General features: G+C 66.9%; 11 protein-coding genes. 2 read left to right on the top strand and 9 right to left on the bottom strand.

The annotated features are described in order from the left end of the window. The first annotated feature begins 2 nt into the window (after window positions 1-2). Together E8L22_RS07175 and E8L22_RS21710 are read left to right on the top strand one after the other, a co-directional pair. Window positions 3-8153: a glycosyltransferase gene (locus E8L22_RS07175; RefSeq protein WP_136524504.1), complete on the top strand. Its 8151-nt coding sequence runs from the start codon at window positions 3-5 to the stop codon at window positions 8151-8153. Beyond that, complete coding sequence (locus E8L22_RS21710) at window positions 8150-11824, top strand: O-linked N-acetylglucosamine transferase, SPINDLY family protein (RefSeq protein WP_246044568.1); 3675 nt, start codon at window positions 8150-8152, stop codon at window positions 11822-11824. Before E8L22_RS07175 ends, E8L22_RS21710 begins: the two co-directional genes overlap by 4 nt. Before the next feature lie 149 nt (window positions 11825-11973). On the opposite strand, the gene flaF is transcribed toward E8L22_RS21710, so the two are convergent. From flaF to E8L22_RS07120, 9 genes are all read right to left on the bottom strand, one after another. Next, complete coding sequence (flaF, locus tag E8L22_RS07165; RefSeq protein WP_136524503.1) at window positions 11974-12363, bottom strand: flagellar biosynthesis regulator FlaF; 390 nt, start codon at window positions 12361-12363, stop codon at window positions 11974-11976. Beyond that, window positions 12353-12742 carry a flagellar biosynthesis repressor FlbT gene (locus tag E8L22_RS07160; RefSeq protein ID WP_136524502.1) on the bottom strand — a complete coding sequence of 130 codons (390 nt, stop codon included), beginning with the start codon at window positions 12740-12742 and terminating at the stop codon, window positions 12353-12355. The genes flaF and E8L22_RS07160 overlap by 11 nt, the downstream gene beginning before the upstream one ends. A gap of 5 nt (window positions 12743-12747) precedes the next feature. Further along, window positions 12748-13488, bottom strand: coding sequence for a hypothetical protein (locus E8L22_RS07155; protein WP_136524501.1), 741 nt, complete (start codon window positions 13486-13488; stop codon window positions 12748-12750). Between the two features lie 59 nt (window positions 13489-13547). Further along, complete coding sequence (locus E8L22_RS07150) at window positions 13548-14366, bottom strand: flagellin N-terminal helical domain-containing protein (RefSeq protein WP_136524500.1); 819 nt, start codon at window positions 14364-14366, stop codon at window positions 13548-13550. 206 nt (window positions 14367-14572) lie between these two features. Then, window positions 14573-17530: a tetratricopeptide repeat protein gene (locus E8L22_RS07145; RefSeq protein WP_136524499.1), complete on the bottom strand. Its 2958-nt coding sequence runs from the start codon at window positions 17528-17530 to the stop codon at window positions 14573-14575. Continuing rightward, window positions 17527-21873 carry a tetratricopeptide repeat protein gene (locus E8L22_RS07140; RefSeq protein ID WP_136524498.1) on the bottom strand — a complete coding sequence of 1449 codons (4347 nt, stop codon included), beginning with the start codon at window positions 21871-21873 and terminating at the stop codon, window positions 17527-17529. The genes E8L22_RS07145 and E8L22_RS07140 overlap by 4 nt, the downstream gene beginning before the upstream one ends. 4 nt (window positions 21874-21877) lie before the next feature. Beyond that, window positions 21878-22930 (bottom strand): glycosyltransferase family 4 protein, encoded by a 1053-nt coding sequence (locus E8L22_RS07135; protein WP_136524497.1) that lies wholly within the window; start codon window positions 22928-22930, stop codon window positions 21878-21880. 268 nt (window positions 22931-23198) lie between these two features. Then, window positions 23199-23960 carry an OmpA/MotB family protein gene (locus E8L22_RS07125; RefSeq protein WP_136524496.1) on the bottom strand — a complete coding sequence of 254 codons (762 nt, stop codon included), beginning with the start codon at window positions 23958-23960 and terminating at the stop codon, window positions 23199-23201. Continuing rightward, window positions 23961-24725: a flagellar motor protein gene (locus tag E8L22_RS07120; protein ID WP_136524495.1), complete on the bottom strand. Its 765-nt coding sequence runs from the start codon at window positions 24723-24725 to the stop codon at window positions 23961-23963. Window positions 24726-24734: the final 9 nt, after the last annotated feature.

Here is a 24734-nt window from a genome sequence, read left to right as displayed (position 1 = left end):
GGATGCGCGAAAAGATCAGCTCGACACAGGCCGCAGCAGCGCAAAGAGGCCCAAGAAACGAAGCGGTGCAGGCGCCAGGCGGGGTGGGAACGGGCACGCCCTTAAAAGGCAGTGACGCCCCCCTTGTCTCAGCCATCGTCTCCACCTACGACGCCGAACGTTTCCTGCGCGGCAAGCTCGAGGACCTGGAGGCCCAGACCATCGCGGACCGGCTCGAGATCATCGTGATCGACGCCGCATCGCCGGGAAACGAGCGCGCCATCGTCGAGGAGTTCCAGAGACGCTACGACAACATCCGCTATCTTAGGACGGAAAAGCGCGAAACGGTCTACCAGGCGTGGAACCGCGGCATACGCATGGCGACCGGCGAGTTCGTCACCAACGCGAACACCGACGACCGCATGCGGGCCGACGCCTACGAGATCCTGGTCCGGACGCTCAGGGAGCACCCGGAGTGCGTCCTCGCCTACCCGGACATGCTCATCACGCGGCAGGAAAACAACACCTTCGAGACACACGAGCGCTACGGTTTCCGCGACTGGCCCCACTTCGACCGCCTGGGACTTCTGGAGCTCTGCTGCGTCGGCCCTTTCCCCCTCTGGAGGAGGTCGCTGCACGAGGAGATCGGCTACTTCGACGAGCGCTTCAAAAGCGCGGCCGACTACGAGTTCTGGCTGCGCGCCGCCCTCACACACGATTTCATCCACGTCCCGGAGTTTCTGGGCCTCTACTGGCTTTCGCCGGAAACGGTCTCGCGCAAGGGGGAGCTCCCGACGCTGGAATACTTACTGGTGCAGAAGGAGTACCGCCCAAGGTACGCCCCGCTCACCCCTACGCCTGTAGCGCTCTCCCCGGAGGAACAGGAGGCCTTCCAGCGGCTTTTGATCCGCCTCGAAGGGGGCGACCCGGCGGCACCGGGCGCGGTGGAAGATTTCCTAAAGCGCCACCCGCGCGCCGCGCAACCCCACCACGAACTGGCCCTGCTCCTGCACCGGCGTGGCGATATCGGCCTCGCCAAGACGCATTTCGAGAAGGCGGTGCTGCTCGATCCCGCCTCGGAGCGCTATCGCGAAGGGCTGCGGGCTTTCCAGGCAAAGGAGCTCGCCGAGCCGCTGCGCTACTACCAGGAACAGGCGGGCGCCGCCCCCGGCAACCTGGAGAACCAGCTTTGCGCCGGGGCCATCCTCACCCTCCTCGGGCGCTGCGACGAGGCCCGCACCTATTACCTCCGCGCAAAGGCCATAGCTCCGGACAGCCCGCTCGCCGCCGGCCACCTCGCCTTCCTCGATGGTCCGCAGACTGCCGGGAGCGCTGGCACCGCGGCGGAAACCCCATCCAGGCGTTCCTCCAAGGCGGCGCCAGAAAGGGTGCTCGTTTCGGCGATAGTTTCGACCTACAACTCGGAGAAGTTCCTGCGCGGCTGCCTTGAGGACCTTGAGGCGCAGACGATCGCGCACCGGATGGAAATCATCGTGGTGGACAGCGCCTCGCCGCAAAACGAAGCCGCCATCGTCGAGGAGTTCCAGAGGCGCTACGACAACATCAGGTACATCCGCACCCCGGAGCGGGAGACCATCTACCGGGCCTGGAACCGGGGCATCGCTGCCGCCACCGGTCTCTACCTCACCTCCGCCAACACCGACGACCGACACCGTTGCGACGCCTTCGAGCTGATGTCGGCCACCTTGGAGGCCCTCCCCGACATCGCTCTCGTCTATGCAGACCAGCTGTACACCGAGCACCCAAACGACACCTTCGAAGGTACCGCATCCCGCAAGCAGCGTGCCTGGTCACGCTACGAAGGGGTTCAGACCATCCGAAGCCACTGCATGGTAAGCTCGCAGCCGATGTGGCGACGCTCCCTCCACGAGCGGTACGGCCTGTTCGACGATAACTTCGCCTCTGCCGGCGACTGGGAATTCTGGCTCAGGATCGCGCAAGGCGAGAGGTTCCTGAAGATCGACCAGGTCCTCGGGCTGTATTTCGCCAACCCGGAAGGGGTGGAGAACAGCCACCCCGCGAGCGAATCGGAGGCGGCGCGCGTCCGCGAGAAGTACGGGATAAGGCCGGAGGAGCAGCGCTACCCGGTATTCGTGGAGTACACCCCGCCCCCGTTGCGCTCCAGGCGTCCGGAACCCCGCTCCCTTCCCTCTGCGCCACCACCCGTGATCTCCGTAGTCATCCCCTGCTTCAACTACGGCCGCTATCTTGAGGAGGCCGTCGCCAGCGTGGCGCGACAGGACTGCCGCGACGTGGAGATCATCATCGTAAACGACGGCAGCACGGACGACACCGACACGGTGGCCGGGAGGATGATCCGCGCCTTCCCCGAGCGCCGCATCACCCTCGTCAGCCAGGAGAACTCGGGGCAGCCGGCCATCTCGCGCAACAACGGTATCGCCAGGGCGCAAGGTGAATACATCGTCTGCCTCGACGCCGACGACACACTCGCCCCCGGATACCTTTCCGCCTGCGTCGACGCACTTCAGAAAGATCCCGGCGTCTCCATCGCATACGGGGACCAGCAGGATTTCGGCGCATCCGACCTGTACGAGCCCCACCCCGAGTACAGCGCTCAGAATCTGCTGTGCTTCAATTTCATCCCGCCTGCGGCCATGTTCCGCCGCAAGGCCTGGACCGATACCGGCGGTTACCGCCCCAGCAGGACACACCGCAGCAGCTACGAGGACTGGGCCTTCTGGATCTCCTGCCTTAGCAAGGGGCATCGCGGCAAGAAGGTTGCGGGGGCGGTCTGGAACTACCGCATGCACGAGGGGGGGCACTACCAAAAGTCCCAGCAGCACGACCAGCAGCTCAAGGCCGAGATCGTGCTGGAGACCACCGAGTGCTACTCGCCGCTGCAGCGCAAATGGGCCCTAGGGGTGCTGGACGGACTGCCGGAGGCCTGCGCGCTAGGGACCGGCATCGGCATCATACCGAGTCACGAGGAACTGCTCCGGTCGGGGTTTGCACCTGAACCGGCGCCCCTTCCCGCCACCGTACCCCGGTTGCGCATCCTCTTCACCATGTACGGCTGGGAAGAGTCGGGAGGAGGAACCAGTTTTCCCCGCTCGGTGGCAAAGGAGCTCGCAAGGCGGGGACATGAGGTCTCCGTCTTCTACGCCTCCCTCATGAGCAACCCGGCCCTCCCCGCTTACGCGCTGGATAAGCGGTGCGAGGACGGGGTGCGGCTCTATGGGGTCTGCAACCGCCCGGCCCTGTTCACCGACCCCGACTACCCCGAGCGGGAAATCCGCGACGAGGGGGTCCTGGGCAGGTTAAAAGAGGTGCTGAAGGAGACCGCTCCTCAAGTCGTCCACTTCCACAATTTCCATGGCCTCACCCTGGCCATGGCGCAACTGGTCAAGGAGCTTGGCATTCCCAGCTGCTTCACGCCGCACAACTACCACATGATAGACCCGGAGCTCTACCTCTTCGACAGGAACCTCTGCCTGTGGAACGGCACGGACCCTTTCCGGAACGCGGCGGCAATCAGGAGAAACCCGGAAAAGAAAGAGCTGTACCGGGAACGGATCCTGGTCACGAAGAAGGTGATGAACGAGTGGGTCGACCTGGTGCTCGCCGTCTCCACGCGGCAGAAGGAGCTCCTGGTGGAATACGGCGCCGACCCGGCTCGCGTGGCCGTCGTACACCAGGCGAGCCCCTCATGCGACCGTTTATGGCGCAACGGTGAGCTCGCCCGACAGGCCCGGCGCCCCCTGCACGAGCCGCTCAGGATCGGTTTCATCGGGGGGGTGACGCACAACAAGGGTGTCCACATGATCATCGCGGCCGCCCAGCACTTCTCCCGCGACGAGGTGGAGTTCCACGTATTCGGCAGCGTGGCCAGCGATCTGCTCACGTGGCTGCGCTCCCTGGACCGCGCAGGGATGGTCGCCTTTCACGGCGGCTACTGCGAGGAGGACCTCCCCGGTATCGCGGCGGAGCTGGACCTCGCCCTGGTCCCCAGTGTCACCGAGGATTGCGCTCCGCTGGTGCTTCTTGAGTTGATGGCAATGCGCCTTCCGGTCATCGCCGCGCGTATCGGTGGGATCCCCGATTTCGTGCGGGAAGGGGTGAACGGCTTTCTGTACCGGTATGATGAAGTGGCTGAACTGGTCCAGGCAGTCAGGTCCTGCCTGGGTAACCGCCAGCTTGTCGCCAGAATGCGAGGCTCCATGACGGCACCGCACTCCTTCGCCCGGTACCTGGAACACGTCGAAGGGCTATACATGGCACTGGCCGCGGGCACGCCGCCTGCCGCCGATCAACGAGAGCTGCGCGTCGACATCCGCGGGGCAACCACGGATGTGGGTGCGAAACCCGCCGTGGTGTGGGAGGGATCGCAGTTCGTCGGACACTCCCTTGCGCTGGTGAACCGGGAACTCTGCCTGCAGCTGATCGGGGACGGTTACCCGCTGAGCATCATCCCGTACGAGGAGGACCAGTTCGGGGCGGAGGCCGATCCCCGCTTTCACCTGCTCGCCGAGGCCGTCCGGCGCCCGCTCGCTGCGGCGCCCGCGGTACACGTGCGGCACCAGTGGCCCCCCGACTTCACCCCTCCGCCGCAGGGGCGCTGGGTGATGATCCAGCCATGGGAGTTCGGCAGCCTCCCCGTCCGCTGGGTCGAGGCGATGAACGGCATGGTTGACGAGGTGTGGGTCCCCTCCTCGTACGTGCGCGACTGCTACCTGCGCAGCGGGGTACGGCCGGAGCGGGTCTTCACCGTCCCTAACGGCGTCAACACGGCGCTCTTCAACCCGCAGGCTCCTCCCATTACCCTGAAGACGCAGAAGAGGTTCAAGTTCCTCTTCGTCGGCGGGACCATCGCGCGCAAGGGGATCGACATCCTGCTCCAGGCTTACTCCGCCGCCTTCACCAGCGGCGATGACGTTTGCCTCGTCATCAAGGACATGGGAGGCGGGTCCTTCTACCAGGGGCGCACCGCCCAGGAGCTGATCGCGCGCTACCGGCAAAACCCGGATCTCCCCGAGGTCGAATACCTGGACCGGTTCCTCCCGGACCGGGAGCTTGCCGGCCTTTACACCGCCTGCGACTGCCTGGTGCACCCGTACCGCGGCGAGGGGTTCGGCCTCCCTATGGCCGAGGCGATGGCATGCGGCCTCGCCGTGGTGGTCACCGGGCACGGCGCCGCCCTCGATTTCTGCTCCGCCGAGACCGCCTACCTCATTCCGGCACGCGAGGTGAAGCTGCCGATGAAAAAGGTGGGAGAGCTGGAGACGGTGGATCACCCCTGGCTCGCCGAGCCCGATGCCGCAGCCCTCGCAGACATCATGCGTCACGTGGCGGAGCACCCCGGTGAGGCGCGGGAAAGGGGAAGGGCGGCGGCTCGACACATCGCCCGGAACTTCACCTGGGAAAAGGCCGCGGCCTGCGTGCGTGCGCGGCTCGCGGCCCTCAGCGAGGAAACGGAACCGCGTCATGAGGCGACCCCGGCGCGACGCGAGGAGGGGCTTCTCTGCTCCATCGTCATCAAGACGGCCGGGGCCCTGGGAGAATTGGAGCGCTGCCTCGACGGCATCGCGCGGCACACGCAAGAACGACACGAGGTGCTCTTGATCCATCACGGCGCGCAGGAGGGCGAACGCCTCGAAAAACTCGCCCGCCGGTACGCGGAGTGCCGACTGGTGGAGGGTGGCGCCCGGCTTGCGGATGCTGATCCGTACCACGCCGGGATCGTGCAGGCGCGCGGAGATGTGCTCGTGCTGATGGAGCCGGACGTGGTGACGACTCCCGGATGGCTTGCCGGCATGCTCGACTGCCTCGACCGGGAAGCCGGTGCGGGCATCGTCGGTCCGATGGGAGACTGCGCGACCGGCTTGCAGAGGGCCCGAGGCCCCGAGACTACGGACGGGGCGGCCCTGGAAGAGTTCGCCCGTTCCTTCGCGGCGCGACACGCCCGGCGCCGCATGCCGGCTCGGATGCTCGACCCCTTCTGCATGCTCTTGACCCGCACGGCGCTCAAGGCCGCGGGGGGACCGGACGCCCGGCTGAGGCGTGGCGACCGGGGCGAGGACCTATGCCTGCGCGCCGCTCTGGCCGGCTTTAGTTGCATGGTGGCGGGAGACGTCTTCCTCCACCGGCTCCCTTCCCGGGAGTCGGAACACGATCCCGAAACCGGAAAGCTCTCCTTCCGGGAAAAATGGGCCCTCGCCGGACTGGAGCCGGAGCTTGCCAAGCGGGTGGCCTCCCGGCAGGCGCTCTTTCTTGCGCAGCAGCTAGCCAGGCAGGGAAGCCTGGATGCCGCCGTCGATCTCTTTTTGCAACAGGGAATCGCCCTCGCGCCGACCGAACCTGCGCCCTACCTGCTTCTTGCCGAAGCGCTCCTGGACGCCGGGAGCTTTAAAAACGCCCTGGAGGTACTGGAACAGGTCCCGGCCGGTGCGGAGTTGCAGCGGCTGTACCTTGACTGGCGCTGCCGGAGCGCGCTCCGTCAAGAAAAGGAGGCCCTGGCGCGCATCGAAGCGATCGCGCAGCTAGCCCCGGAGACGTCCCTCGCCCTCTACCTGCAGGGGAAAGCGGCGGCCGGCCGAGGTGACGCTGCGGGCGCGGAGGCGCTCTTTCGTCGCTCCTGCCAGGCGGACCCAGGCTTCGCTCCCCCCTGGCTCGAGCTTGCCCGGCTGCACCGGGAGCGTGGCGAATACGGCGAGGCGCTCGACCTTGCCGAGAAAAGTTTCATCCTCGCGCCGCTTGATCTCCCGGGGCTCGCCCTCTTCCACGATCTAGCCGAGGAGCTTTCCGAGCTGCCGCGCGAGGAAGAACGGGTGCGCGAGGCGTGCCTTCTCTACCCGGAGCACAAGGGGCTTTGTTTCGGGCTCGTCGAGGTGCTGATCCGGCAGGGGCACTACCTGCAGGCGCTGGAAGAGCTCGAGCGGGCGGCGGTCTCTTACGGACTGGACGACGCGGCTCTCGACGCCGCGCTGGAAATCAGGAAGCTCGCGGGGCCGGCCTTTCCCGACTCCCCGTGCCGCGCCGCCGTTTCCGTCTGCATGATCGTGAAAGACGAGAGGCGCCATCTGCCGGCGGCCCTCGCGTCGGTGAAGCCGTTCGCCAGCGAGATCGTGGTGGTAGACACCGGCTCCACCGATCGAAGTGTGGATCTGGCCCGTCTCTTCGGCGCCCGGGTCTTCGCCTTCCCTTGGAACGGCGACTTCTCCGAGGCGCGCAACCTCTCCCTCTCGCAGGCGACCGGGGAATGGATCCTGGTGCTGGACGCCGACGAGGTACTGGCGGCGCGCGATCTGCCGCGCTTGCAGGAGCTGGTCTCCCGTGCGGGTTCCGCCGCCTTCTCGATCACCACCAGGAACTACACCGCCGAGGTGACCCGCAAGAACTGGACGGCGAACGCGGGAGAGTACCCGGCAGAAGAGCGCGGGCTCGGCTGGACCCCGAGCCTCAAGGTGCGGCTTTTCCCGAACGCCCCCCGCGTCCGTTTCCAGGGGGCCGTGCACGAACTGGTGGAAGGGACGCTGGCGCAGTGCGGCATCCCGGTCCTCCCCTGCGACATCCCGGTGCACCATTACGGCAAACTGGACAACGCCAAGTGCGCCGAAAAGCAGGAGCAGTACTACCTCTTGGGGATGAAGAAACTGTCCCAGGGGGGCGCCACCGTCGAGGCGCTCACCGAACTGGCGATCCAGGCCACCGAGCTCGGGCGCTTTTCCGAGGCGGAGGAGCTTTGGCGCAGGGTGCTCGAACTGACCCCGGAGGCGGCCGAGCCGTACTTCAACCTCGGATACCTCTACCTGAGCCTCGGCGATTACCGAAAGGCCCGCGAGCACGCCCTGAAGGGGGCACGGCTCGCCCCCGAGATGAAGGAAGCGGCCTTTAACCTTGCCAAAGCCGAACTGTTCCTCGGCGACACCGAGCGCGCCTCGGCCGGCTGCCGCGACATGCTGCTCAAATGGCCCGAGTATCCTCCGGCACTCTCCCTTCTCTGCGTTTGCCGGCTCCTGGCCGGGGAGACGGAGGAGGCGGAGGCGATCGTGCGCAGGCTGACGCAGCTTGGGTACGACTGCGCCGACTTCCTCGACGAGTACGCCGCGGGACTGGCCCGCGGGGAGCGCGGGGAGCTGGCCGCCCCGGTCAGGGAACTGGCGCAGCGGCTGGAGCGAAGGAGTTCGGCGCAATGACCGACGCCACGAAGAACGCCCCCACCGCTGCGGACGCGAAGGGATACCTCGACTGGGGAAACGAGCGCTACGCCGCGAAGGACCTGCAGGGGGCCGCGGCATGCTACCGGGCCGCCCTGCGCCTGCACCCCGACCTTACGCCGGCACATTACAACCTCGGCTGCACCCTCGAGCTCATCTCGGGGGCGGCCGACGCCCTGCCGCACTTCGAGCGCGCCGCAGCTCTCGAGCCCGAGTGGAGCGACGCGCACGGCAAGTACGGCCTGGCCCTCGCAAGGGTGGGGCGCATGGCCGAGGCGGCCTGCGCACTGCAGAAGGCATGCGACCTCGCGCCGGAGCGGGCCGACTACCGGAACAACCTGGGGCTTGCGCTGAACGCCCTGGGGCGCGGCGAGGAGGCCCATGCCGCCTTCAGGGAGGCGATCCGCCTCGACCCGCTCGACCCCGCCCCCCGCTCCAATATCGCCGTCCTCCTGGAGCGCTTCGGCCATGTCGCTGCCGCCATCGGCTCCTGCCTGGAGGCGCTCAGGCTGCGACCGGACTTCGCCGAGGCGCATCACAACCTGGGGACGGCCCTCAAAGCGCAGGGAAGGCACGCCGAGGCGATCGCGCAGCACCGCGAGGCGCTCCGTTTGAGCCCCGGCTACCAGGACGCCTTGAGCAGCCTGCTCTTCACCCTGCTCTACCCGGCGCAAATCCCGGAAAAAGAGGTTTTTGCCGAGCATGCCGCCTTCGGCGCCGCACACCGCTTCCCTCCCCCGGTCCACGGCAACACCCCCTCGACCGAACGGGTGCTGAAGCTCGGCTACGTCTCCGCCGACTTCCGGGAACACGCCGTGGCGCGCTTCATCGAGCCGGTTTTGAAAAACCACGACCGGGCGCGCTTCCAGGTCTTTTGCTACTCGAACGTCACCGCCCCCGACGACAGGAGCGCGCGGATCGCCGCCCTTTGCGACCGCTTCGTCAACATAGCAGGGCTTTCCGATGCGCAGGTCGCAAAGATCCTCAGCCGGGACGGGATCGACATCCTCATCGACCTCTCGGGGCACTCGGCGGGCAACCGCCTGTCCCTCTTCGCGCGCAAACCCGCCCCGGTGCAGATGACCTGGATCGGCTACCCCTTCTCCACCGGCCTTGCCGCCATCGATTACCGCATCACCGACGCCGTATGCGATCCTCCCGGGACGACCGAGCGCTTTCACACCGAGGAACTCATCCGCCTGCCCGGTCCGTTTTCCTGCTTCGCCCCTCCCGAGGAGGCGCCCGAGGTCGCCGAACTGCCGGCGCTCGCAACGCGGCGGATCACCTTCGGCTCCTTCAACAACCCCGCGAAGATCACCCCGGAGACGGTGGCGCTCTGGTCGGAGGTGCTGCGCGCGGTCCCGGGCTCGCGCATGCTGCTCAAGGGATACTCCCTCGCCTGCCCCGAAACCGCCAAGGGCTTCGAAGAGGCCTTCGCCGCGCACGGCATCGAGCGGGAGAGACTCACCCTCACCGGCAACACCCCCTCCTACCGCGATCACCTCGCCCTGTACGGCGAGGTCGACATCGCCCTGGACACCTTCCCCTACAACGGCACGACCACCACGTGCGAAGCGCTCTGGATGGGGGTCCCGGTGGTCACCCTGACCGGCGCCTCGCACCGCGCGCGGGTCGGTGCCTCGCTTCTTTGCGCCGTGGGACTCTCGGAACTCGCGGCGGGGGACTCGGGGGGCTTCGTGGCGACCGCCCGCGCACTCGCCGGGGACCCGGAGCGCCTTGCAGCCCTTAGAAGAACGCTGCGCCCGACCATGGACGCCGCACCGCTTACCGACGGTGCCGGCTTCACGCGCAGCTTCGAGGACGCCCTCGCGGGCGCCTGGGAGAGATGGTGCCACCGGCAGGAACGGCTTGGCTCCGCCGAAGGCCGCGGCGCGGACGAGCCGGGGCTTAGGTACGTCGAGCTGCTCCTGAAGAAGGGGATGCGTGAGGAGGCGTGCGATCGGCTGAGGGGGCTTGCACGGCAGGAAAACACCGCCGCCGGGTACCTGCTCGCCGTACTCAGGGGAGATGACGGTTTCCCGGAAGAGGCCGTGGGGCTGCTGCTGCGCGTCCTGTCTCTGGAGCCGGAGCACGTCAAGGCCCTGAACGCGCTCGGGACGGCACTGCGGCAGCTAAGACAGGAGGAGCAGGCAGAAGAGTGCTATCGCAACGCCCTGGGCCTCGATCCTTCCTTTCAGCAGGCGCGCATCAACCTCGCCTTGCTTCTGAAAGAGGGGGGGCGCCTCACGGAAGCGGAGGAGGAACTGGATCGGGGTGTCGCTTGCGATGCCGCATCGGTGCCCCTTCGCTACAACCTGGCGAACGTGCTGCAGGCCCAAGGGAGGAGCCTCGACGCCATAGAGGCATACCGCGCCGTACTGCGCCTCGATCCCGACCACCTGGACGCCCGCCAGAACATGCTCTTCGCCCTGCACTACACGCCTGGGTTCAGCCACCGTTTCATCTTCGCCGAACACTTGAAGGCCGCCCGCACCCGCCCCTTCCGCCCGGCGCCCGGCGCGCCGGTGCCGGCATCCCGACCGCAGGGGGGGCGCATCAGGATCGGCTACGTCTCCCCCGACTTCAGGCAGCACTCCGTGGCAAGCTTCATCGAGCCGGTCATCAGGGAGCACGACCGCGCCCTTTTCGAGGTTTTCTGCTACGCGAACCTTCCCCGCGCCGACCGGACCACGGAGCGGCTGAAGGGGCTCGTCGAGCAGTGGCGCGACATCCACGGCGTCCCGGACGCGCAGGCCGCCGCGATGATCGCCGCCGACGGCATCGACATCCTCGTTGATCTGGCCGGGCACACCTCGGGAAACCGCCTGCCGCTCTTCGCGCTGCGCCCCGCGCCGCTCCAGGCAACCTGGATCGGCTACCCCGACACAACCGGCCTCAAGGTGATCGACGTCCGCATCACCGACGCCATCGCCGATCCGCCGGGTGAGGGGGAGAGCTGCCACAGCGAGCGTCTCGTCCGGCTGCCGCGGGTCTTTTGCTGCTATCTCCCCCCCGATGCGGCGCCGCCGGTCGCCCCGCCCCCCTGTCTCGAGACCGGGCACGTCACCTTCGGCTCCTTCAACAACCTCGCGAAGGCGACGCCCGAGGTGATAGCACTCTGGAGCCGCGTACTCCATGCCGTCCCGGGGTCGGGCATGCTCGTAAAGGCGCAGCCGCTCGGTGATGAGGGGGTGCGCCGCCGCATCCTGGCACTGTTCGAGGCGCAGGGGATCGCGCCCGGGCGCATCGAGCTCGATGCCGGGCAGCCCACTTCGCAAGAGCACCTGGCGCAGTACCGGCGCGTCGACGTCGCACTGGACACCTTCCCATACAACGGCACCACGACCACCTGCGAGGCGCTCTGGATGGGGGTCCCCGTGATCACCCTCGCCGGCGATCGCCACGCCTCGCGCACCGGGGCGACCCTCCTCACCAGTTGCGGCCTCGCCGACCTGGTGACGACGAGCGAGGCGCAGTACGTCGAGATGGCACGCCGGGTGGCCGCCGACACCGGGGCCCTCGCCTCCTTCAGGGGCGACGCACGGCAGCGGCTGGAGCGTTCTCCGCTTCTGGACGCGGCGGGGGTGACGCGGGAACTCGAGGATGTGCTTCGCGATCTCTGCGCGCAAATGAGGGGGGAGCGGGAATAGCGCCGGAAGGGACGCAGGTCGTTACTTTTACTGCGGGAATGAGGTAGATGGGGTGCGGGAGGTTGCAGCGGCGGGGTCTTCTGCGGACGCGGCCCCTCGCAGGGGAGAAAGGAACTCGTCCCTCCTCCCCTCGAAGAGCTGCCGTGCTGCTAACCTTCCGCCGGGGGGGTGGTCCTTAGACCGGCGGCGATGTTGAAGTTGATGTCGATAACGATGGAGAGCTTCTCCGGGGAGGGGTAGGCCATCACCTCGAAGAACCTCTTGTCCACGAACAGGCTCAGGTTGAGGAGGTCCTCCCTCAGCTTTACCGGCATCGGGTGGTTCGGCTCGGTCAGCTCGGCCTGGAAGAAGCTCCAGACCTTCTGGTTGTACTTGATCGCCTCCAGCATCTTCGCCTCGCGGTCCGGGGCATCCCAGTTATCCTGGACGGCCTTGAGCATCAGCCCCGCCTTGGTCAGCACGGAGGCCTCGAGCTCGCGTCCCGACATGCTCTCCTTCTGGATACCGACGTACTCCTTGATCGCGTTGTTAGTTTGCATTTTTCAGTAGCTCCTCTTCGTACTCGATGAGATTCTTCGCAATTTTGAGGGCCTGGTAGTAGCTGCCAGCCTCGATCCGTTCGTTCAGCTGCTCGATGAGGGGCTGCGTGCTCGGCGCCGCCTTCAGTATCTCGGTGGCCAGTTCCGCATACGTCTTCACGTAGGTCGGTACGTTCGGCTCGTCGATGTACATGAGCTGGATGGTGAAATAGACGCGCTTGCAGGGCGTGGTGATGTCCTTCTCGCCCAGGATGTCCTTTTCGCGCAGGATGGGAACCGTGTTCTCGATGAACAGTACGGTACCCTTGCCGCCATTTCTGACCACTGCGCCGCCCACGATCAGCCGCTCGTTGCTCTTCAAGGTGATTTTCAGGGACATGTCAGTTAGCTCAACCCTTTCAGGAATTGAGGGCGTTGCAGCGTCACCCCCTGAGCAACTGAATCTGCAAATTGCTGGCCAACCTCGACACTTTTTTGCGCGGCGCCCGCATCGGAGACTATCGGAGCCAAACTCAACGATTCCGAGCTTTTAGGAGCGGCAAATATGGCGGCGAAGCGCCCGTCGTGCAATAAGGACGCGGTGTCGGCGGCGATGTCGCCGCGCATGGCCTGCAGCGACCGGGCCGCTGCGTCAAGTTTGTCCACGTGGTCAGCAATTTGACTGTCGTTCACGTTCATGGAGAGCGGCTCGGGAAGCTCCGCCAGCTTGCGGGCCTCGACGACGGAAGGAGGCGCGGGAACGGTGAGCTGGTCGATCTCTTTACGGATCGCGTTGTAGGATCTCAGCAGCTTGACCCTTTCCTTGTCTTGCGGTGCGAAGGGAGGGAAATTCTTCACGATGGTTTCGAGAGGTTCCTTCAGCTTGTCAATCCTTTGACCCATTTCCCGCGCCGCCTCGTCCGTCCTGTGGATGGCAGCCGCGGCGGAGTTTTTACGCTCGTTTTGCCTGGCGATGTCGCCGATGCGGGGATCGCCTTGCTCGGAGACGAGCACCTGGTCGGCGATTAAGAGGTCTGCGGGTTTTTGTTTTTCGGTCTGGGGATTCTGGACGTAGCTGGAGTGGGAGGAGGGGAGAGAAGCGGAAGCGATGGGAACGCTCTCTGGTTGCAGCCGGTCTATTAACATATGCTACCCCCGGTGAAGAGGGATTGCGGAGCGGGTCTCCCCGCTCCGCAAAGCTAGGGTTAGAACAGCCTGAGGACGGCCTGGGCTGCCTGGGAAGACATCGAGAGCGAGGTGGTGCCCAAGCTCTGGCGAGTCTGCAGCATCAGCATGTTGGCGCCTTCCTGGTTCATATCCGCCAGGGTCAGGTTGTCAGCACCGGTCTGCAACGTGTTGATCATCGAGTCAGTGAAGTTCTGACGGATGGTGATGACGTTCAGGTTCGCAGCCAGGGTCTGGGTGTTGGTCCTGAGGGTCGAGATCGCGGTGTCCATCTTCGCGGTGTCGGTGGTGATGTCGGAGTTGGCAGCCCACGAGCCGCTTGCGGTGGTGAGGCTCAGGCCGGACGCGTTGGCGAGGAAGCCTTTCACGTCGAGGCTGGAGCTTGCGTCCTCGTTGAAGTTTACGGTCAGGGTGTTGGTCGCGCTCAGCAGGTTGAGGCCACGGTACCCGGAGTCGGAGGAGACGTTGTCGATCTGGGCCCGAATGGTGTTGTACTGGGTCGACAGCGTGGACCTGGTCGTGGTGTCGCTGGTGGAAAGGGCGGACTGCGCGATACCTTTGGCCGCGTTGATCAGGCCGGTGATGGCGGTGATGCCGGCGTTGGCTGCGGAAACGGTCTGCACCGCTTCTGCCATGCCGTCCTTGCGGTCAGCGAGGTCGCTGGCGCGCTGGGTGGCGTTCTGCGCTGCGAAGTAGTTGGTCGGGTTGTCGAGCGCGGAGTTGACCTGCTTGCCGGAGGAAAGCCTTTCCTGGGTCCTGTTCAGCAGCTTGCTGGTCTGTTGGAGGTTGAGAAGGTTGGTCCTCATGCCTGCGGTGAGAGAGATGTCGCTGGTGCTCATGGTGTTTCTCCTTTTCTGGGTTTTTACCGGCATTCTTGCCGGGTTGTGAAACCTGGTTGATGGTTGCGTGCCGACGATGTCTGATTCCCGGGCATCCTGCCCAACGGCGAACTCGCCGGCGCGTCCTGCGCTTTTGTAAGGAATATCGACACTGCGGGGTAGGAACTTTAGCGGAAAATCGCCCCGTTGCGATTATTTTTGTCAAATTATCGACGCTTCAGCTTCTCCTCTAGCCCGGCCCGGACGCGGCGCAGCACCCCCTGCCAGTCGCCCGGGCGCTCCTGCCTGAAGATGCGCATGGTCGGGTACCAGGGGGAATCATCCCGGTCAGCGAACCAGCGCCAGTCGCAGGAGTGAGGGAGCATGAGCCAGACCGGCGCCCCCATCCCGCCTGCCAGGTGGGCCGCCGCGGTGTCGACCGTGACCAGGAGGTCGAGGCCGGCGACGATCGCCGCCGTGTCGTCGAAGTCCCCGATCCGGGGTCCCAGGTCGGCGGCGGTGAGGACCTCCGGGTCGGGCGCCTCGCCAAGCTGCAGCGAGAAGAAGGCCACCCCCTCCATATCGGCGAGGAGGGCGAACTCCTTGAACGGGCAGGCGCGGTTTCTCGGCAGGGGGCCGCCGCGCCAGACGAGCCCCACCCTGAGGCGTCCTCCCTCTTCGAGGGCGAGATCCCAGAGCGCGGCGCGCCGGGGGTGCGGGATGAGATAGGGGCGCCACGGCGGCATCCGCTCCAGCGTGGTGGCGAAGAGATGCGGGAGGCTCGCAAGCCGCACCTGGAGCTCGCAGGGAGGGATCGCGTCCCCCGGGGCGCAGACCGCGCACACCCCGGGGACGCGGGCGATGAGCGGCTTCAGGGTGGGGAGCTGGCAGCGCACCACCACCTTTCCCCCGCGCTCCGCCACGAGCGGGGCGTAACGTACGAACTGCAGCGTGTCGCCGAGCCCCTGCTCGCACTGCAGGAGGATGGTGCGCCCGCAGAGGTCCTCGCCGCGCCAGAACGGGAGCGGGAGTTCGGCCTTCGCCCCGGCGAGGCGCCACTCGTACTCCTGCCAGCCGCGCCGGTACTCGCCGATCGACAGGAGGCTGAGCGCCAGGTTCCAGTGCGCGTCCGGGCGCTCGGGCGCCATGGCGAGGAGCTCCTCGTAGGTGGCGATGGCATCGTGCGGCTGCATCAGGTCCTGGTACGCGGTCCCCAGGTTGACGCGAGCCTCGAAAAAGCGGGGGTCCCGGGCGATCGCCTCGCGGTACAGCGCGACCGCCTGCGCCGGCTCCTCGAGGACCTGGAGGCAGGAGCCGAGGTTCGCGTATGCGGGAAGATAGCCGGGGTTCAGCGCCAGGGCACGCCGGAACAGCGGCACGGCCGCCACGTGCGCGCCGCGCGAGACGAGCAGGGTCCCCAGGTTGTTGCAGGCATCGGCAAGCCCCGGGTTCAGTTCCAGGGCGCGCCGGAAACTAGCCTCCGCCTCGGCGTCCATCCCCTGGTCCAGCAGGGCAAGCCCCAGGTTGTTGTGCGCCTCGGCTAGGTCCGGGCACCGGACGAGCAGGGCCCGGTAGACGCGTACCGCCCCGTCCGGATCCCCAGCGCCCCGCAGCCGGTTCGCCTCACGGAAGATGAGATTCGGGTCGAGGTCCGAACGGGGGGCGAGGAAGAGCTCCTTTGCCAGCGCCGCGACCACCGCTCCCCACTCCCCGGGGGTCGCCTGCCGGTAGAGGGTGACACTCGGGTACCACGGGGAATCGCGGCGTCCGGCGAGCCAGCGCCAGTCACAGGAAAAGGGGAGCATGAGGTGCACCGGCTTACCCATCGCCGCCGCCAGGTGCGCCACCGCGGTGTCCACCGAAACGACGGCGTGAAGCTCCCCGATGAGAGCGGCGGTGTCGGCGAAGTTCCTCAACTCCGCGCTGAAATCGCGCACGTCCCCGGATGCGGAAAGCAGGGCGAGGTCTTCGGGTGGAGCCCCCAGCTGCAGGTTGTAGAGCGTCACCCCGGGGATGCGGGCCACCGGGAGGAGCTCCCGCACCGGCAGCGACCGGTAGCGGTCGTTCTTGTACCCGGCGCTCCCGGCCCACACGAGGCCGACCCTGAACCCCGCATCCGGCGCGAGTCTCTCCCGCCAGGAGGCGGCGCGCTCCCGATCCGCCGCGATGCAGGGTTGTTGCGCCGGGATGCTCGCAAGCGTCGTCCCCAGAAGGTGCGGCAGGCTCATCAGGTAGCACCAGGTGTCGAAGCGGGGGGGCTCGTCCCCGGCGGCGACCAGGGTGATGTCGTCAGCCTGGGCAGCGAAAAGCGGCAGGAGCTCGCGGCGGCACTCGAGCAGCACCCGCTCGCCGCGCCGGGCGAGGAGCTGGGCGTAGCGGAAGAACTGGATGGCGTCGCCGAACCCCTGCTCGGCGCGCACGAAAAGGGTGCGCCCGGCAAGCGGGGAGCCGTCCCATCCCCCTTCGGCCAGTCCGGCGCCCGGGTCCTTCAGGCGCCACTGATACTCGCGCCACCCCTCCGGGTAATCCCCGGTGACGAGGAGGGCGAGAGCCAGGTTCCAGTGGGCGTCCGCGTTTTGCGGATCCACCGAGAGCGCCGCGCGCTGCGCGTCGATCGCCTCGTCGAACCGGTTCAGCGCGAGGAGCGCCCCTCCCAGGTTCACCCATCCCTTCACGTGGTCCGGTTGCAGCTCCACGACCTTGCGGTAGCACTGCACCGCCCCCCCCCACTCCGACTGGCGGCGCAGGGCGTGCCCCAGGTGATAAAAGGCGTCGACGAAGTTCGGATCGAGGGCGATGGCGTCGCAGAAACGGTCGACCGCCTCGGTGATGCGGCCGAGCTTCAGGAGGGCGTTGCCCAGGTTCCCGAGCGCCTCCGGGTACTCCGAGCGCAACCCGAGCGCGCGCCGGTACGATGCGGCCGCCTCGTCCGGTCGCCCCATCTCCTCCAGGATCACCCCCAGGTTGTTGTGCGCCTCGGCACGGTTCGGATCGAGCACGGCGGCGCGGGAGAAGAGCTCCTGGGCCTCTACCAGCCCACCCCGCTGTCTGGCGATGGCGCCGGCAAGGGTCAGCAGCTCGACGTTGTCGGGCTCCTCACGCAAAAGCGCAGCGCAGAGCTCGCCCGCACGCTCGACGCGGTTTTCCGACAGTGCCTGGTTCAATTCGGTAAAACGGTCGGTCACCGGATGCTCTCCTTGTCGCCCTTTGCCGTGAGGGTTGCCAGCTCACGCGCCACCCGCTCGAGCACCTCCCCCCAGTCGCCGCGCCGTTTCTGCCGGAAAAGGCGCGCCGTCGGGTACCAGGGGGAGTCCTCCCGTTCCATGAGCCAGCGCCAGTCGCATGCCGCGGGCAGAAGCACCCAGACCGGCACCCCCATCCCCCCGGCCAGGTGCGCCACCGCGGTGTCCGCGGAGATGACGAGGTCGAGTTGGGCCAGGATGGCGGCAGTGTCGGCGAAGCTCCTGATGGAGCTTCCCAAGTCGGTAAGCGCCATCCCCGGCGGCGGGTGGGCCGCCTGTTCGGCGCCGTCCCCCACCTGCAGCGCGCAGAGGCTCATGCCGGGGACCCCGGCGAGCGGCGCGAAGAGCGGCAGCGACAGCGAGCGTTTCAGATCGTCCTTGTAGCTCTTTCTACCCGCCCAGACGAGTCCGACACGCAAGCCGCCGACCGGGATGCGGGGACGCCAACGCTCGACGAGGAGCGGGTCTGCGAAGAGGTAGGGGATGTGCGCCGGCACCGTGGCGAGTTCGGTGCCGCACAGGAAAGGGAGGCTCATGAGCGATGCGTGGCAGTCGAAGCGGGGTAACGGGTCCTCGCGCAGGAGCACACGTTCCACGCCGGGGACGGTGGCAAGGACCGCCGCGATCGGCGCCCCCTGGCACTGCACCAGCACGCGCCCCCCCTGCGCCGCGAGAAGCGGCGCGTAGCGCACGAACTGAAAGGTGTCCCCGAAGCCCTGCTCGGCGTGAAGCAGTATGGTCCGTCCCGCCAGAGAAGAGCCGTCCCAGGCGGGGGCCGAAAACTGCGGACGCAGGATGGGATCGACCTTCTCGAAGCGCGACTCGTAGCCCGGCCACCCTTCGCGATAGCGCCCGAGTTGCAGCTCGACCAGGGAGAGGTTCCAGCGGGCGTCGGCGTAGGAAGGGTCGAGCTCCAGGACCCTGCGGTAGCAGACGATCGCCTCGTCCAGATGCCCCAAGGCACGGCTCGCCGAACCGAGGTTGTTGAGGGCGTGCAGGTAGTCCGGGTTGCGGGAGAGCGCAGTGCGGTAGCATTGCACCGCCTCCTCCAGGCGTCCCTGGATCTGCAGGGTGATGCCGAGCGCGTTCCATGAAGGGAGGTAGCCGGGATCGCTCGCCAGGATGGCGCGGAAGGTCTCCTCGGCGCGCTCCAGCGCCCCGGTCTCGTGGTACAGCTCGCCCAGGTTGTGCCGGGCAGCGAGGTAATCCGGGGCCGCCGCGACCGCCCTTTTTAGCGCGTGCAGCGCCTCATCGAGCGCACCTTGCGCCTTCAGGGCGAGCGCCAGGTTGTGCCAGGCCTGGGGCAGCGCCGGGTCGAGGGCGAGGGCGCGCCGGTAGCAGTCGATCGCCTCGCCGTTGCGCCCGAGCGTGTAGAGGCTGTTCCCCATGTTGTAGTGGGGTGCGATGAACTCCGGGGCGAGCCGGACCGCCTCCCGGTAGCGTTCAACCGCTTCTTCCTGCCTCCCCACCTCGTCGAGCGCGCACCCCTCGTCGTTGAGGAGCTCCGCCCGGGAGCCTTGGCCGGCCGTAGCCGTGGGAGGAGGGACAGCGGGAGCCCCGGCGCCGGTTCCCGCGACGAGCCCGGCGAGGCCCGCGCGCAGCCGGAAGAGTACCCCATCCCAGTCACCGGGCCGCTCCTGGCGGAACAGACGCATGGTCGGGTACCAGGGTGAGTCCTCACGACCGGTCATCCAGCGCCAGTCGGGGACGAAGGGGACGAGAAGCCATACCGGGATGCCGAGCGCGCCGGCCAGGTGTGCCACCGAGGTGTCCACGGCGATGATCAAGTCGAGGCGGCTTAGCAGCGCCGCGGTATCGGCGTAGTCCCCGATTGCCGGGGCAAGGTCGGTCGCCGGGAGAGGGAGTTCCCCGCTCCCTCCCACCTGCAGGGAATAGAAGCTCACGCCGGGAAGATGGCCGAGTGTTGCGAGCGCCGACGCCGGGAGCGAGCGGTTCCGGTCGTTGGGGTGGGCCGGGTTGCCGCGCCAGACGAGCCCAACCCTGAACGTCCCGTCCTCCCGGACCAGTAAACGGCAGTGCTCGAGGCGCGTCGGGTCGACCCGGAGGTAAGGGACCCGGCTCGGTACCTCGGCAAGTTCGGTGCCGAAGATGCCGGGAAGATCCATGAGCGAGGCCTGCAGGTCGAAGGGGGGAAGTTCCTCGCCGCGAGCGAAGACGGCGGCTACCCCGGCCGCGCCGCGGGCGACCTCGACAAGGGAAGCGGATTGCACCTCTACCAGCACGCGCCCCCCCCGTTCGGCGGCAAGCGGCACGTAGCGCAGAAACTGCAGCGTGTCCCCCGCCCCCTGCTCGCCCCACAAAAGGAGGGCCCGCCCGGCAAGCGGGGCGCCGTCCCAGGCGGGATACTCCTGAAAGCGCCGCGCCGGAGCCTCGCTGCTTTTCTTGAAGCGCCAGACAAACTCGCGCCACCCGGCGGCGAGGTCGCCGCGCATGAGCAGGAGCACGGCCAGGTTCCAGTGCGCGTCGCCGTGTTCCGGGGCGCGGCGCACCACCTCCCGTAACTCCTCCAGCGCTTCCTCGAAAAGCCCCAGCTCCTTGCAGACGGTGGCGAGGTTGTAGCGGGCCTTCACGAGGGAGGGGTCCAGGCGCAGCGCCTCCCGGTAGCCAGCCGCAGCGCCCGGGAGATCCCCCTCCATCTGCCGCGCGATCCCGAGGGCCTCGTGCAGCAGGGGGGCTTCCTTCTCAAGGGCGAGGGCCGCCTCAAGCGCCTCGCGCGTCTCGGCCATCCTCCCCATCTGCTGCAGCGCGCCGGCAAGGGCGTAATGCGGCTCCCAGCGCCCGGGCAGGATCTGGGCCGCCTTGGTGAGGCGCACCGTCGCCTCGCGCGGCTTGCCGGTTGCAGCCAAGAGGGTGCCGCAGAGGTAATGGGCGGTCCCGTCGAAGGGGCGCCTGGCGAGGGCCCCCTCCCAGAAGGAGAGCGCCGCGCCGAGAAGCGCCGCGCGCACCCTTTGCACCACTTCGCCCCACTCCCCTTGGAGCTTCTGCCGGAAAAGACGCATGGTCGGGTACCAGGGGGAATCCTCCCGTGCCACGAGCCAGCGGTAATCCCCCGCCATGGGGAGGAGAAGCGAGACCGGCTTGCCGAGCGCCCCGGCCAGGTGTGCCACCGAGGTGTCAACGGAGATGACGAGGTCGAGCCCGGCGATGAGCGCAGCGGTGTCACCGAAGTCGCGGATGCCGGCGGTCAGGTCGACGAGCCCCGGACACTCATGCGCTTTCGCCCCCTCCTCACCCACCTGCAGGGAGTAGAGCGTCACCCCGGGAACCTCGGAGAGGGGGGTGAGTTCCGCGATGGGGCAGCTGCGGAAGGGGTCGGGAAGCGGCTTGCCGGCCCAGACGAGCCCGACCTTGAACCCGGGATCGCCGGAGAGCTTTTCGCGCCAGTGGGCGAGCCGCTCCGGGGGTGGCGCGAGGTACGGGACGCGGTCCGGAACGGTATCCAGCTCGGTGCCGAAGATGTGGGGGAGCGAGAGAAGCGGCGACTCGAGGTCGAAGGGGGGAAGCTCTTCCCCCATGACGCAGACCTCGCTTACGCCCGGGATGCTCTCCATGAGGGGGATGAGAGCGGCGGACTGGCACTCGGCGATGACGACGCCCCCCCGCTGCGCCACCATCGGGAGGTAGCGGGCGAACTGGATCGTGTCGCCGTATCCCTGTTCGCCGTGTACCAGAATGCGCTTGCCGTTGAGTGGCGCGCCGTCCCAGGCCGGGGTTTCAAAGGCGCGCCGAGGGGAGGTGAAGCTCTCCTTTTTCCAGCGCCACTGGTACTCGGACCACCCCGTTTTGAAGTCGCCTGCGAGGAGCAGGGCGAGGGCGCGGTTCCAGTGCGCGTCGGCGTCGTCGGGGCGGCGGCGCACCAGGTCGCTGAAGCAGGCGAGCGCACCGTCGAGGTCGCCGGAGCGCTGCAGGGCGCCTCCAAGGGCGACGGCGATCTCCGGCGCGTCCGGCATCCTCTCGAGGGCCAGGCGGAACTGGCGCGCCGCCTCGGCGAAGCGCCCGAGCCTGAAGAGGGTCGAGCCCATGTTGTTGAGGGCGATCGGGTCCCCCCTCCTCACGGCGAGGGCGGATCGGTACTGATCGAGCGCCTCTACCGGGCGCCCCGTTTCGTCGAGGATGGCGCCCAGGTTGATGCGCGCGTCCACGGCGAGCGCCCCTCCCGCGGCGATCAGCGAGCGGTAGATCGCCTCCGCCTCGGCCAGACGACCGGCGCGCTGCAGCTCCATGGCGCGGGCGAATTCCCGTGCCGGGTCGGTAGCACCGGCCATGGGTTCAGGCCCCCTGCATGCGGGCGAGCTCGGCGCGGTTGGCGAGCTTGGTCGCGATGTAGTGGAATTGGCGCGCGGCGCCGTCCCAGGTGAGCCGTTTCATCTCCTCCGCGGCCAGCGCCCCCTTGCCGGGGAGCTCGTCACGATTGCGGTAGACCCGCTCCAGCGTCTCGATGACCTCCTCCAGGACCGGCTCCTCCCACACCGCGCTCTGCACGCCGCCGCTGGCAACCACCATCGGGACGTAGCGGGTGAGCGGGTAGGCGATGGAGGGGTTGATGACGTCGGCGTGGCCGGATGAATCCGAGGCGATCACGCTCCGGCCGCACGCCATGTATTCGCACATCACCATGTTGTTCCCCCCTTCGCAGCGGTTCGGGAAGAGCCCTACGTGGGTCTCGGAGAAGAGCCGACGCATCATCGTGTTGTCCACCAGGGGGTGCACCAGGGTGCGCGCGGGGTCGAGGCCGTTTTCCAGGGCGCAGCGCCCCGGCAGGTTGAGGAAATCGACCTCATCGTGGCGGTAGTTGATCAGTCGCGACCCCGCCATGGTGGCGAGCGAAAAGGGCCACTGGTTGGTCCAGCTGCAGGAAAGGTAGACGTCGGGGTGCCGCTGCATCATCACCTTCATGGCGGCGATGACGAAGTCCTGTCCCTTTCTCAATTCGAACTTACCGCCGGAGAAGACGACGAAGCGGTCCTGCGGGGGGAACGGCACCGGGAAGAAGTGTTCAGGGTCGATCCCCTGGAGGATGGTACAGCAGTTTTTCACGCCGCCGATCCTCAGCTGGTATTCGCACCATTTGGAGCCGGCGACGATGAAGTCCCATTTTTTCGCCGCCTCACGCGTGAAGTTCAGGACCTCGATATTGTCCTCGAAGAAGCAGTAGCCGATGTTTATGGCGTTCCAGTCCTCCTGAGTGCGGGGGGCCAGAGACCTCGACATGCAGTGCAGCGTGACCCCGGGGACCGGGGGTAGCTTGGCGATTTCTCGTTCCAGGTAGGTTCCGGCAACTCCCCAGCCGTGCATGGAGCCGCTGGGCATCGATACTTTCATGAATGGACCTCTCGGTGGTGATAGGACTGCCACAGCACGGCAGCAACTACCGTACCAGAGGGCATGATGCGGGGGTAAGGGCTTGGAAACGCAGGTTTTTACTCAGAGGGGGCGGAAAGGGGTCATTTCTTTGACAGGGGGAGTCAAGGGTGGCGCCGGCAGTCGGACCAGTCGGACCAGTCGGACCAGTCGGACCAGTCGGACCAGTCGGACCAGTCGGACCAGTCGGACGGGGCGGGCGGTTTGCTAGGGGCAGGGGGCGCAGGGGCTAAGGCTCGTTGCGCTCGCTTTGCTCGTTGAGAAGGACGATGTCGACGCGGCGGTTCTTGGCGCGCCCGTCTGCATCGCTGTTGTCGGCGACCGGTCGGTACTCCCCGTATCCGGCGGCGGATATGTTGGCGGGATCGAAATCTTCCTGCTTCACCAGGTAGCGCAACACGTTGGTGGCGCGCGCCGTGGAAAGCTCCCAGTTCGACGGGAACGCGGCGGAACTGATGGGAACGTTGTCGGTGTGCCCCTCGACCCGCACGCCGTTGGAATAACTGGCAAGCGAGGCGACCACGTCGTTTAAGAGGGCGTAGGAGCCGGACCTCAGGGTGGCACTCCCGGAATCGAAGAATCCCGCCTCTTTTAGACTCACCACGAGCCCGCGCTGGGTAACCGAAACGGAGACCTTGTTCTGCGCCCCCACCTTCATCAGATAAGCCTCGATGGAGGCCTTGGTGGCCCGGAAATCCTGCTCGCTGCCGTGGCTCTTCCCACGCTTTGGAGCCTGCGTCATCTTGTGCATCGAGGGGATCACGCTCATGGAGCCGGCATCGATCACGGTGGGCTTGGCGCCGGCGCTGGTGGTGCTGTAACCGAAGGATTCCCGCATCGAGGCGAGCACCTCTTCGGCCTTCTTCTTGTCGGTCTGGCTCATGGCGTAGAGCGTCACGAACACCGCGAAGAGCAGCGTGATGAAGTCGGCATAGGAAACGAGCCACCGCTCGTGGTTCGGTTCCTTTTCATGTTCCTTCTTCTTAGCCATCTACTTCCCCTTCTTCTCCCCGCCATCGTGCAGGTAGGCCCTGAGCTTCTGCTCGATGAAGTGGGGGTTCTCACCGTTTTGGATGGCGATGAGTCCCTCGATGACCATCTCTTTCTGCAACAGCTCCTCCTTCAAGCGGATCTTCAGCTTGGTGCCGAATGGGATGCAGAAGATGTTGGCGGTCATAAGACCGTAGATGGTGGCCACGAAGGCGACGGCGATACCGCCGCCGAGTTTGGAGGGGTCGGAGAGGTTGCTCATGACGTGGATCAGGCCGAGCACGGCGCCGATGATGCCGATGGTCGGGGCGAAGCCGCCCGCAGCCTCGAAGACCTCCGCGCTGTGCTTGCCATGGGCCTCGAAGGAGCCGAGCTCGATCTCCATGGTCTCCCTGAGCTTCTGCGGGTCGATGCCGTCGACGACGAGCGAGATCCCCTTCTTGGTGAAGGAATCCTTCACCGTCTGCGCTTCCTGCTCCAGCGAAATGAGGCCGTTTCTGCGTGCCTTGGCGGCGTAGTTGATGATGTTCTTGATCACCCCTTCGGGGTCTTCTTTCGGGGGCATGAAGACCTTCTTCAGGTCCTTCAGCGCGGTGAGCAGGATCGGCAGCGGGAAGCTGACGATGGTCGCCGCCGCGGTGCCGCCGAGCACGATGATGGCAGCGGTCGGCTGGATGAGCGCCGACATGTGCAGACCCTCGAGGGCCGCACCGCCGAAGACCGCGAAAAGCCCCAGCGTTATTCCGATTATGGTCGATAAATCCATAGTGGTTCC

Origin of the sequence: Geomonas ferrireducens (assembly GCF_004917065.1) — a bacterium.
GTDB lineage: Bacteria > Desulfobacterota > Desulfuromonadia > Geobacterales > Geobacteraceae > Geomonas > Geomonas ferrireducens.
This window is presented reverse-complemented; position numbering and strand designations above follow the sequence as displayed.